Origin of the sequence: Streptococcus pseudopneumoniae (assembly GCF_001073085.1) — a bacterium.
GTDB classification, from domain to species: Bacteria; Bacillota; Bacilli; order Lactobacillales; family Streptococcaceae; genus Streptococcus; species Streptococcus pseudopneumoniae_M.
This window is the reverse complement of sequence record NZ_JVFV01000023.1, coordinates 28,116-38,795: the sequence shown is the minus strand read 5'-3', so window position 1 is coordinate 38,795 and position 10,680 is coordinate 28,116. Positions and strand designations below refer to the sequence as shown.

15 protein-coding genes and 8 tRNA genes are annotated in these 10,680 nt (G+C 39.2%); 19 read left to right on the top strand and 4 right to left on the bottom strand.

Going from position 1 to position 10,680, the window contains the following annotated elements:
• Position 1: 1 nt before the first annotated feature.
• The 12 genes from ADH90_RS04920 (at position 2) to comGB (ending at position 4,504) form a co-directional block, all read left to right on the top strand.
• Positions 2 to 91 (top strand) — tRNA-Ser (locus ADH90_RS04920).
• 10 nt (positions 92 to 101) lie between these two features.
• A tRNA-Met gene (locus ADH90_RS04915) sits at positions 102 to 175 on the top strand.
• Positions 176 to 178: 3 nt separating this feature from the next.
• Positions 179 to 251, top strand: a tRNA-Phe gene (locus ADH90_RS04910).
• Positions 252 to 263: 12 nt separating this feature from the next.
• Positions 264 to 344: transfer RNA gene (locus ADH90_RS04905), tRNA-Tyr, on the top strand.
• An 11-nt stretch (positions 345 to 355) separates the two neighbouring features.
• A tRNA-Trp gene (locus ADH90_RS04900) sits at positions 356 to 426 on the top strand.
• 13 nt (positions 427 to 439) lie between these two features.
• Positions 440 to 512: transfer RNA gene (locus ADH90_RS04895), tRNA-His, on the top strand.
• Positions 513 to 525: 13 nt separating this feature from the next.
• Positions 526 to 597 (top strand) — tRNA-Gln (locus ADH90_RS04890).
• Between the two features lie 9 nt (positions 598 to 606).
• Positions 607 to 690, top strand: a tRNA-Leu gene (locus ADH90_RS04885).
• A gap of 157 nt (positions 691 to 847) precedes the next feature.
• Complete coding sequence (nagA, locus tag ADH90_RS04880; protein ID WP_049530205.1) at positions 848 to 1,999, top strand: N-acetylglucosamine-6-phosphate deacetylase; 1,152 nt, start codon at positions 848 to 850, stop codon at positions 1,997 to 1,999.
• 163 nt (positions 2,000 to 2,162) lie between these two features.
• Positions 2,163 to 2,540 carry a DUF1033 family protein gene (locus ADH90_RS04875; RefSeq protein WP_007555701.1) on the top strand — a complete coding sequence of 126 codons (378 nt, stop codon included), beginning with the start codon at positions 2,163 to 2,165 and terminating at the stop codon, positions 2,538 to 2,540.
• Positions 2,541 to 2,598: 58 nt separating this feature from the next.
• Positions 2,599 to 3,540 carry a competence type IV pilus ATPase ComGA gene (comGA, locus tag ADH90_RS04870; RefSeq protein ID WP_049530204.1) on the top strand — a complete coding sequence of 314 codons (942 nt, stop codon included), beginning with the start codon at positions 2,599 to 2,601 and terminating at the stop codon, positions 3,538 to 3,540.
• Positions 3,461 to 4,504 carry a competence type IV pilus assembly protein ComGB gene (gene comGB / locus ADH90_RS04865; protein ID WP_080982622.1) on the top strand — a complete coding sequence of 348 codons (1,044 nt, stop codon included), beginning with the start codon at positions 3,461 to 3,463 and terminating at the stop codon, positions 4,502 to 4,504. Before comGA ends, comGB begins: the two co-directional genes overlap by 80 nt.
• Before the next feature lie 80 nt (positions 4,505 to 4,584).
• On the opposite strand, the gene ADH90_RS04860 is transcribed toward comGB, so the two are convergent.
• The 4 genes from ADH90_RS04860 to ADH90_RS04845 form a co-directional block, all read right to left on the bottom strand.
• Positions 4,585 to 6,030 (bottom strand): recombinase family protein, encoded by a 1,446-nt coding sequence (locus ADH90_RS04860; protein WP_049530202.1) that lies wholly within the window; start codon positions 6,028 to 6,030, stop codon positions 4,585 to 4,587.
• Positions 6,031 to 6,159: 129 nt separating this feature from the next.
• Complete coding sequence (locus ADH90_RS04855; protein WP_049530201.1) at positions 6,160 to 6,756, bottom strand: DUF308 domain-containing protein; 597 nt, start codon at positions 6,754 to 6,756, stop codon at positions 6,160 to 6,162.
• Between the two features lie 58 nt (positions 6,757 to 6,814).
• Positions 6,815 to 7,195 (bottom strand): ImmA/IrrE family metallo-endopeptidase, encoded by a 381-nt coding sequence (locus ADH90_RS04850; protein ID WP_049530200.1) that lies wholly within the window; start codon positions 7,193 to 7,195, stop codon positions 6,815 to 6,817.
• Between the two features lie 17 nt (positions 7,196 to 7,212).
• Positions 7,213 to 7,572 (bottom strand): helix-turn-helix domain-containing protein, encoded by a 360-nt coding sequence (locus ADH90_RS04845; protein ID WP_049530199.1) that lies wholly within the window; start codon positions 7,570 to 7,572, stop codon positions 7,213 to 7,215.
• A 301-nt stretch (positions 7,573 to 7,873) separates the two neighbouring features.
• On the opposite strand from ADH90_RS04845, the gene ADH90_RS04840 reads away from it, so the two are divergent.
• The 7 genes from ADH90_RS04840 to ADH90_RS04820 are packed head-to-tail and all read left to right on the top strand — an operon-like array spanning position 7,874 to position 10,589.
• The gene (locus ADH90_RS04840) at positions 7,874 to 8,083 is read left to right on the top strand and encodes a helix-turn-helix domain-containing protein (RefSeq protein ID WP_049530198.1); all 210 of its coding nucleotides are present in this window, start codon (positions 7,874 to 7,876) and stop codon (positions 8,081 to 8,083) included.
• Positions 8,084 to 8,097: 14 nt separating this feature from the next.
• Entirely contained in the window at positions 8,098 to 8,910 is an 813-nt protein-coding gene (locus ADH90_RS04835) for a replication initiator protein A (protein WP_049530197.1), read from the top strand.
• A 12-nt stretch (positions 8,911 to 8,922) separates the two neighbouring features.
• Positions 8,923 to 9,735, top strand: coding sequence for an ATP-binding protein (locus tag ADH90_RS04830; RefSeq protein ID WP_049530196.1), 813 nt, complete (start codon positions 8,923 to 8,925; stop codon positions 9,733 to 9,735).
• The gene (locus ADH90_RS11390) at positions 9,732 to 9,905 is read left to right on the top strand and encodes a hypothetical protein (RefSeq protein WP_162837479.1); all 174 of its coding nucleotides are present in this window, start codon (positions 9,732 to 9,734) and stop codon (positions 9,903 to 9,905) included. The genes ADH90_RS04830 and ADH90_RS11390 overlap by 4 nt, the downstream gene beginning before the upstream one ends.
• A gap of 57 nt (positions 9,906 to 9,962) precedes the next feature.
• Positions 9,963 to 10,124, top strand: coding sequence for a BOW99_gp33 family protein (locus tag ADH90_RS11385; RefSeq protein ID WP_162837478.1), 162 nt, complete (start codon positions 9,963 to 9,965; stop codon positions 10,122 to 10,124).
• Complete coding sequence (locus ADH90_RS04825; protein ID WP_049530195.1) at positions 10,124 to 10,327, top strand: hypothetical protein; 204 nt, start codon at positions 10,124 to 10,126, stop codon at positions 10,325 to 10,327. Before ADH90_RS11385 ends, ADH90_RS04825 begins: the two co-directional genes overlap by 1 nt.
• The gene (locus ADH90_RS04820) at positions 10,320 to 10,589 is read left to right on the top strand and encodes a hypothetical protein (RefSeq protein WP_049530194.1); all 270 of its coding nucleotides are present in this window, start codon (positions 10,320 to 10,322) and stop codon (positions 10,587 to 10,589) included. Before ADH90_RS04825 ends, ADH90_RS04820 begins: the two co-directional genes overlap by 8 nt.
• The last annotated feature ends 91 nt before the right edge of the window (positions 10,590 to 10,680 follow it).

Genomic DNA, 10,680 nt, shown 5'->3' with positions numbered 1-10,680 from the left:
TGGAGGATTACCCAAGTCCGGCTGAAGGGAACGGTCTTGAAAACCGTCAGGCGTGTAAAAGCGTGCGTGGGTTCGAATCCCACATCCTCCTTTATTATTAACGCGGGATGGAGCAGCTCGGTAGCTCGTCGGGCTCATAACCCGAAGGTCGTAGGTTCAAATCCTGCTCCCGCAATAAGGCTCGGTAGCTCAGTTGGTAGAGCAATGGATTGAAGCTCCATGTGTCGGCGGTTCGATTCCGTCTCGCGCCATTTAAATATTTTGGAAGGGTAGCGAAGAGGCTAAACGCGGCGGACTGTAAATCCGCTCCTTCGGGTTCGGGGGTTCGAATCCCTCCCCTTCCATAACCTTAACTACGGGCATAGTTTAAAGGTAGAACTAAGGTCTCCAAAACCTTCAGTGTGGGTTCAATTCCTACTGCCCGTGTTTTAAAATTATGGCGGGTGTGGTGAAGTGGTTAACACACCAGATTGTGGCTCTGGCATGCGTGGGTTCGATCCCCATCACTCGCCTATTTTATATTATTGGGGTATAGCCAAGCGGTAAGGCAAGGGACTTTGACTCCCTCATGCGTTGGTTCGAATCCAGCTACCCCAGTTACTATTTGCCGGCGTGGCGGAATTGGCAGACGCGCTGGACTCAAAATCCAGTGTCCGCAAGGACGTGCCGGTTCGACCCCGGCCGCCGGTATAGTTTTAGAGACAAGGTTTTAGACCTTGTCTTTTTTGTTGAACAATTTATTAAAATTTCACTAAAAAAGGTCTATACCATTTACAAATTGTTTTGAAAGGTTTATAATGTAATTGACATAATAAATAGTAGATTATTTCTTAAGGAGGTTATCATTATGCCTAAGTATATTAAAGCTGATCAATTTTTCTATCCACATGGTATTCGTCGTGGAGGTTATTTGGAACTTATTGATGGCAAGTTTGGTAAGCACGTTGAAGAGATTTCGGATGATGCAGAAATTTTAGACTACTCTGGTTACAGCATTGCACCGGGTCTAGTTGATACACACATTCACGGTTTTGGTGGTGTCGACGTTATGGATAATAATATCGAAGGTACACTTCATACGATGAGTGAAGGCCTTCTTAGCACAGGTGTTACTAGTTTCTTACCAACTACACTAACTTCATCATACGAACAATTGCTGGCTGTTACTGAAAACATTGGTGCACGCTATCAAGAAGCATCTGGTGCTAAGATTCGTGGGATTTATTTTGAAGGACCTTACTTCACCGAAGAATTTAAGGGCGCTCAAAATCCTGCCTATATGAAAGATCCACGTATGGATGAGTTCCGCTCTTGGCAGAAGGCTGCTAATGGTCTTCTAAATAAAATTGCTCTTGCACCTGAACGTGAAGGTGTTGAGGATTTTGTACGTACAATTACTGGTGAAGGTGTAACTGTTGCTCTTGGTCACTCTAATGCTACCTTTGATGAAGCTAAAAAAGCTGTTGATGCCGGGGCTAGTGTTTGGGTTCATGCCTATAATGGAATGCGTGGCTTAACACACCGCGAACTTGGTATGGTTGGTGCGATGTATGAATTACCACACACTTATGCAGAATTGATTTGTGATGGTCATCACGTGGATCCTAAGGCTTGCGAAATTCTTCTTAAACAAAAAGGAACTGAAAATATTGCCCTTATCACTGACTGTATGACAGCAGGTGGTTTGCAAGATGGCGATTATATGTTAGGTGAATTTCCAGTTGTAGTTGCAAATGGGACTGCTCGCCTTAAATCTACAGGTAACTTGGCAGGTTCCATTCTCAAACTTAAAGATGGTTTGAAAAATGTTGTTGAGTGGGGAATTGCAAATCCTCATGAAGCAGTCATGATGGCTAGTCTGAACCCAGCAAAATCAGTTCATATTGATGACGTTTGCGGACAAATCCGTGAAGGCTATGATGCTGACTTTATCGTTCTTGATAAGGATTTGGAATTGGTAGCAACTTACCTTGATGGTGAAAAACGTTATCAAGCATAAAAATATATAGCAGTGACTAGTCTTAGTTGCTGCTTTTATTTTGATAATTTATAGATTGATTTAGTCGAAGAAAAATATTCTAAGGTTGTTGTTGAAAACGAGCAAATTTCTTTCATTGTTCTTAAAATTTCGCTATAATATACGGTACAAAGGAAGTTAAACTATGTATCGAGTTATAAAAATGTACGGAGATTTTGAACCGTGGTGGTTTATAGAAGGCTGGGAAGACGACGTCATTGCGAGCAAAAAATTTGATAACTATTATGACGCCTTGAAATATTATAAGTCTTGTTGGTTTGAGTTAGAAAAGGAGATTCCCCTTTACAAAAGTAGAGGAGATTTGATGACTATTTTTTGGGATCCAGAAGATAAACGCTGGTGTGAAGAATGCGATGAATTTCTTCAGCAATATCATTCCTTGGCTTTGTTGGAAGATGGTCAAGTCATTCCTGATGAAAAATTTAGACCTGGTTACGAAAAGCAGACTGGTTTAGAAATCCACCGTACTTGTCGCATAAAAAAAGAAGAAACAACTTTTTAATGAAGTTGTTTCTTCTTTTTTTATATTTTCTTCGAATAATAAGAGTGAGGAGGAAGATATGGTACAAACACTTGCACAAGAATTGATTACACTGGCCAAAAAACAAGGAGCTCAGGACATCTATTTTGTTCCTAAAGAAAAGATTTATGAGCTACATATGCGAGTTGGAGATGAGAGACATTTGATTAACACCTATGACTTTGAAAAGTTGGGGGCTGTCATTAGTCATTTTAAGTTTATTGCGGGGATGAACGTTGGAGAAAAACGCCGTAGTCAGCTTGGTTCCTGTGATTATCAGCATGGAGACAAGGTTTCTTCATTACGTTTATCGACGGTGGGAGATTATCGTGGTTATGAGAGTCTAGTTATCCGGCTTTTGCATGATCAAGAACAAGAGTTGCGCTTCTGGTTTCAGGACCTTAAGGAACTGGAAAAGGGCTTTAGGCAACGTGGGCTTTATCTTTTTGCAGGCCCCGTAGGAAGTGGGAAGACAACTCTGATGCATGAATTAGCCAAGTCATTGTTTAAGGGACAACAGGTCATGTCTATTGAAGATCCGGTCGAGATTAAGCAGGAAGAGATGCTTCAATTACAGCTCAATGAAGCTATCGGACTGAGCTATGAAAACTTGATAAAACTTTCCCTACGACATCGTCCAGATCTTTTAATCATTGGAGAAATTCGAGATAGTGAAACAGCCCGTGCTGTTGTACGAGCTAGTCTGACAGGTGCCACGGTATTCTCGACAATCCATGCCAAGAGTGTTCGTGGGGTTTATGAGCGCCTCTTAGAACTTGGTGTTAGTGAAGATGAACTTGCAATTGTTTTACAAGGTGTTTGTTACCAGAGACTAATCGGAGGAGGAGGAATTATTGATTTTGCAAATGGAAATTATCAAGAACACCAGGCAGAAAAGTGGAATGGACAAATTGACCAGCTTCTTAAAGAAGGACATATCACTGCCCTTCAAGCTGAAACGGAGAAAATTAGCTACCAGTAAGCAGAAGAAAATCATCACTCTCTTTAACAATTTATTTTCGAGTGGTTTTCATCTGGTAGAAATCATTTCCTTTCTAGATAGAAGTCTCTTGTTGGAAAAGGAATATGTATCGCAGATGCGACTAGGACTTGCGCAGGGAAAGTCTTTTTCGGAAATGATGGGTCATTTAGGTTTCTCGAGTGCGATTGTCACGCAACTTTCATTGGCTGAAGTTCATGGAAATCTCCATTTGAGTTTGGGGAAAATTGAAGAATATTTGGATAATCTTGCTAAGGTCAAGAAGAAGTTAATTGAAGTTGCGACCTACCCACTTATTTTGCTAGCTTTCTTACTGCTCATTATGATGGGTTTGCGAAATTATCTCTTGCCTCAACTGGATAGTAGCAACATAGCTACCTTAGTGATTAGCAATCTACCACAGATTTTTCTTGGGATTACTCTAACACTAAGTCTTGCATCTTTAACAGGACTGATATTTTACAGAAAATCTAAGAAGATACAAGTCTTTTCTTTTCTAGCTAAAATTCCCTTTCTAGGTGTATTTGTTCAGTATTATCTGACGGCCTATTATGCTCGAGAATGGGGTAATATGATTGGTCAAGGTCTGGAGCTATCACAGATTTTTCAGATGATGCAGGAGCAAGGAAATCCTCTTTTTAAGGAAATCGGACATGATTTATCCCTGTCCTTGCAAAATGGGCATGAATTTTCTATGGTTGTGCGGAATTATCCTTTTTTTAGAAGAGAGTTGGGACTAATCATTGAATATGGAGAGGTCAAGTCCAAGTTGGGAAGCGAATTGGAAATCTATGCAGAAAAAACGTGGGAATCCTTCTTTACTCGAGTTAATCGTACTATGAACTTAGTTCAACCCCTGGTCTTTATTTTTGTAGCTCTGCTAATCGTTTTATTGTACGCAGCTATGTTGCTGCCTATGTATCAAAATATGGAGGTAAATTTTTAGATGAAAAAAATGTTGATGAAATTAAAGAAAGCCAAGGCAAAAGCTTTTACACTGGTAGAAATGTTGGTCACTAAAATTCTTTATACTTTCCATCTGATGACAACTTTATCAGCCGTGACTTGAACCTTATTTATAATTCCTCTAACTAGTATCTTCTGTCTCTCGTAATCCATTGAAAATACTTTTTCAGCGTTTAGCAGCTCCCTCATATCGGCCTTTCTTTTGTCCCTCCTGAGTGTTGGATCGTTTTCCAGTTCAGTCTCAAGAGTCGCCCTCATGCTTATAAATTCAGCCGACTTACTCTGTAACTCCTCAAGAGTAATGCGGTCATCTATATAGAGGTCGTTAAGTCTGCTCAGTTTCTTCGAGAGCTCCTCTATTTGTTTCTTGTAGCTCTCACGGTCTATGGTTTCAGCATTGTCCCCTGAAAATATTTTATCTAGATAACCAGTATCATCTTGTAGCTTACTAATCTCTGTCAGCACATAGTTTTCCAGGGCATCTTTTTCGTAAAATCCTGAGTCACATTTTTCATTATTGTTATATACAGTCACGCCCTTAGTTTTCCTAGGGTGTCTCTGGTGGCATTCGTACCTGATGAACCTAGTGCCGTCCTTCCTGACCATTCCCATCAATAGTTTTAAGGGCGCACCACAATAGCCGCATTGACTAATACCAGATAGGATGTACTTGGCTTGAAATGGCCGAGGGTTATTATTTTCAAGCGCAGTTCTTTGTCTGATTTTGAGTTCTTCCTGAGTTTTATCAAAATCTTCTTTAGAGATAATAGGTTCATGAGTACCCTTGTATATTTCTCCCATGAATTGATTATATCCACAGTATACGGGATTTCCTAAAATCATCCTGACCCCTCTGTAGTTCCAAGGTATTTCTTTGGGAAATTTATCGTTTAGGTCATCTCTTAATTTTGTGATAGACCTACCTGATAGATAGCTCTTGAACATGAACTTGATAGCTAGTGACTGGGCTGGATTGATGGTCACCGTACCTGTCTCTTTGTGGTAATCGTAACCATAGGAGGTCTTAGTCCACATCATGGATTTTCCAGCCTTGGCACGTCCTATCTTGCCAAGTTGCATGCGCTCCTTGATTTGCTCTCTCTCAAGCTGAGCAAACACGCTCAAAAGCCCTATCATAGCTTTTCCAAAAGGAGTAGAGGTGTCAAAATTCTCTTGCAGACTTAAAAACTCTATACCATTCTTGATGAATACATCCTCAATCAAGAATAGTGTATCTTTCTGACTACGGCTGAGACGGTCTAGTTTATAGACTAGAACTGTATCAAATTTCTTTTTTTGAGCGTCTTTTATCATTTTCTCTAGCGCTGGCCTGTCAGTGTTAGAACCTGAGAAACCTCCATCAGTGTATACCTTGTAGACCGTCCAGTCTTTGATTTTACAGTAAGCCTCTAGCTTGTCTATCTGCTCATCTATCGAGTATCCTTCCTCTGCCTGATTGGTAGTGGATACTCTGACATAGATGGCTACTTTATTTGTTGATTTCATTGATTTTATACCCCCTTTTTGATAAAATAGGGTATAGTAAAAAGGGCTTTTTAATGCCTTTTACTATCCTAATTGCCTCACGCTCAGACTCGCCAAAGTTTGAGAGCGTGGGGCTTTTTTGTTGTTTTTTTATTCCAAACCGTTACCAACTTTAGTAATCAACAAGAAAGTTCCGTCATCTTGTTTTGCAAATGTTAGGATAACAGTCTTGTATTTAGTACCAATCGAAGTGTAAGAGATTGTTTTGTTTTCGTGATCATTAACTGTGCTCGTCGTAGTATCGTTTGGTTCACCGTGTTCTTTAACAATATCGTCATAGTTAGAACCACCTGCGCCTCTATTAGCAATATCACCAGTCACAAGTGCATCAAACTGCTCTTTTGTCCAGTTAAATTTAGCGTCCTTTTCTTTTTGAGAAGACTCGATTGAAGAACTTGCTGAACTAACTGCTTGTTCTACATCTTTACTAACTTTATCGAGAGATTTAGCATACATAGCTTGAGTCGCAAGGACAATAATTATTGATACTACTGAAATAATAGTACCGATAATAGCGAGTGTCTTTGTTCTTTTTCTGTTAACAAAGAGACCGACGATACCGAATACAAGGGCTATGATAGCGAATAGAAACGATATGTTATTGATAATCGGGACCCATGAACCTAGAAGAGCGATTGCTCCGAAAACAATGGCTAAAATCCCTAAAACTTTACTTTCTTGTTTCATAAGAAACCTCCTAACAGCTTTTATTGTGGTTCGGTTGTTGCACATATTTTTTACTTTTCTAATTCACCAATGCTAAATATTCTTCTTTGACCATTGTTTCATCAGCAATGGTTTTTAAATTATACTTTTCCATAAATACTAGATAATTAAATGCATTGGCGTCTTCGGCTATATCCAACTCAGCTTTCATAAGATGATGAATCATATTTCTATTAGCTTCCAGCTCACATTTCTCCCTAAAGAGATGATAAGCTTCTGGAGTGTGACCTCTATGGCCTATCTCATGTAAAGCGACTTGTACCCTTTTTTCATCAGATATAGAATCGCTCAAAAACATAGTTTTGAGAGCTGGAATGTAAAAAGCTTCATCTGGAAATAGACCATCTTCAAAAATCTCTATATCTATACCTAGATTTTGAGAAAATTCTTTTTCAGTCATAAACAATCCGACCTTTATTATTGTTTTCTAAGATAAATCTCTATTATGTTTTGAATTGCTTTTTTGTCTTCTTCAGTTAGCGGTTTACCATTGAAGCGCATAGCAGTAGAAGCGAGCTCTTCAACATCCACCTCTTTGCCCTCAAAAAAGAATTGTTCTTTTGCGTTAGCAATAGCAGGATTATCCGTCCGTCCAAGCAAATAGTCAGTGGATACGTTGAAGTAGTCGGCGATTTGTTGCAGCCGTTCAGCAGACGGTTGATTCCTTTTCAACCCATACAAAGAATTCTTGCCTAGCTTTAGCTTATCTTCTAAAGCATTTAGCGAAATCCCTTGTTTTTCACATAAATCTTTTACGATTTCAAAAGTAGAAAACATTGATTTATCAGCCTTTCTAAGACATGACAAAAAATATTTTACAAAATACGCAAAAAGTAGTTGACATTATTTCGCGTTTACGCTAAAATAGTTTTTGTAAGTTAATGAGTTAGTAAAAAACGAAGTTAAAACTTATCTAAAAATAAATAGCTTTGGCGAGCAAGAAAATTGATAGATATAACGTTTTATCAAGGTTTTTAATTATGCTTTCATTTTAGCAGATACGCTAAAAACTGTCAAGCGTTTTATAAAATAATTTACTAACTCTTTAACTCTATTAAAAATAAAAGGAGGAGGTCGCATGAGCCAACAACATCGTAAATGGGTCGAGCTTGTGAAAGAGCGAATTGAACAACGTGGATGGTCGCAGACGGACTTGGCCATTGTTGTAGGTGTTAGTCCATCAGCCATCACGCAGTTGCTGAAAGATGGAAAAGGGAGCGATGACTTGAAGCTTCGTATTAATAAGAAGTTGCGAATCAGCGAGTCGTGGGAAAAGTTTGAAGAGTAAAGGAGAAAGAATGATTGAAAATAAGCGAAGTAAAGAACAACGCTTTCTATCAGTTTCCGCAGTGGTTACTGGATGAAGAATACAAGAATTTGAGTCTGAGGGCGAAAGTTATGTACATGCTGATTTTTGATAGACGTACATTGTCTGTTCAAAATAAATGGCATGACAAAAACGGAGATGTCTTTATCTACTTTACAAACCAGCAGTTCATGGAATTGCTTAATTGCAATGAAAAAACTGTAATTAAAGCAAAGAAAGAACTACAAGACTTCGGATTGATTAAAGAAGAAAGACAAGGAGTAAATAAACCTAATCGATTATATATTTCTGGAACTGTAAAAAATACAGGTCAAGAACTGGAAAAATTACAGTACGGAACTGTAAAAAATACAGGTCAAGAACTGGAAAAATTACAGTCAATCAAGACTGATAATATCAAGACTAATATATCAAGACTAAATGAACCAGATGGTGCTGGTGATAACTCTTTATATAGAATAGAGGACGCACCACCACAGAATGATTTAGGAATTGTTCACGATTGGATTTTTTCAGAGTTCGGTCGTTATCCAACACCGTTTGAAATTGAGGATTTGAAGTCATTCTTGCAAGATCATAGCAAAGAAGTCATTAAGTTAGCAATCAAGGAATGTGTAGGCAATGGTAAGCCTTATTTCAAGTATCTCAGCAGCATCTTGAGGGACTGGAAGCAGAAAGGTCTGGTCACTGCTGAGTTGGTCGAAAATAGGCAGAAGCCTACGAGAAGAACAAACGCAGGAAGCGACAGAGTTGTATTCCAGGAATACGACGATCCGTTACCGTTTTAGAAAGGGTGTTGAATGCAAAAATTAGGACTTGAGCCTATCCACTATGTGAATGAGAAGGAGATTTGCCAGAAACACTCTTGCTTCATGTGGACGCTCAAACAACCAGTCAAGGCTAAAGGGCGGAAAGGGCCTTATCAGCCTACGTTTTGCCCTGAATGTCAGCGTGAAGATATGGCAAGGGAACAAGCAAAGAAAGTCGGTGAAGCCTACACCTCGACAATCCTAAGCAGCACATTCGACGTGTTAGCACGCAATAGCTTGATGCCAAGTGACATGATGGATGCAAGTTTTAAGACCTTCACGGTTTCAAATAAGACGGATGAAGAAGCGAGGAACTTCGCTCTTAGAGTGGCAAGGCACTATTTTCAAGACGGCAAAGGGAATACGGTAATATTTGGCAAACCAGGCCGAGGAAAGACACATCTAGCGATTGCTATTGCTAAGAAGTTGAATATCGATTTTAAAGCAAATAACAATCCTAAGAGCGTGCTCTTTATGAACGTTCCTACCATGTTTCAGAAAATTCAAAGTGGTTTCAATCGAACAGATGCACGGACAACGGACGAATGGCTAGACTTGCTGAAAAAGGTTGATTACTTGATTCTGGATGATTTTGGGAAGGGCGATCAAACTCAATGGAAGAAGGATTTCTTATACACTCTGCTAGATGCAAGGGATAAGACGATTTTCACAACCAACCTTAATGGTGATGGTATGAAACAAGTGTTTGATTCGAGTCTTATTAGTAGGGTTGCGAAGGGCGCGAAGGATTTAATATTTAAATATCCAGAGAGCGCAGAGGACAGGAGGACCTTACCATTTTGACAAAAGAAGAACGGAAGCAGCAGATAGATGATTTTGAAAGTAATTACTATCAACTATCTAGCTTGCTGAAAGAGCGATTGCTGAAAACAGACGATTATCAATTCACAAGAAAAATGAACGAGTTGATGAATTACGCAACGCAGGGATGTGTTTATACATTCTCAAAATAACAAAAAGCACCTGACGGCAATCAGGCGCTCAACAAAATTATTCAAGGAAATTATAACATGAAAAATAAAAAAGAGCAATGGAAACCAAAAATTGTAAACATTATGGCAGACGGCTCAATCGTTGAAGATCTAACAGGATATGTCATCCCTGCTGGTCATTTGTACTATGACATCATTCTAGGCATGAACAAGCGATCTAACGAGGAGGATGTAGCTTAATGAAATTACTTACTAAATTAAAACTCAGACTTGAAGGGGTTATTAAATCAGTCAACCTTGATTGGCGAGAGGTAGCGATTGAACTCATGAACGATCTATTTGAAGAGCGCAAGCGTCGCTTTGCTTTCGAGCAAGAAAACTATGATTTAAAGCGACAGTTGGCAGTTTATAAAGAAAAAGAACAAGGAGAAAAATATGTTTAAAGCAATTCGCACAATCAAAAAAATCAAACAACTTCAGAAAGCAATGCACGACGCAAGCGTAGCATTCCTACTTATGCAAGACATCGGATTAGTGCCTGATAGTGAAAAAGGGAGAGCTAAAGCTAAAGCGTTGCACGATGTAAGTCACATGATCAAGGACGTCTTAGACGGCAAGTCGGTAGATGAAGCCATGGAACGATTAGAAATCACAGTTGAAGCCAACGAAGATGAAGAAGTGGAGCAGGAAGATGACCAAGATTGAACTCGAAAACCGTGTATGGCTTTTGGCTAATCATGAAGAAAAAAACGAATTGCTGGATCTCGGGCTAACGTCAAAGGCCAGATATGTGAAG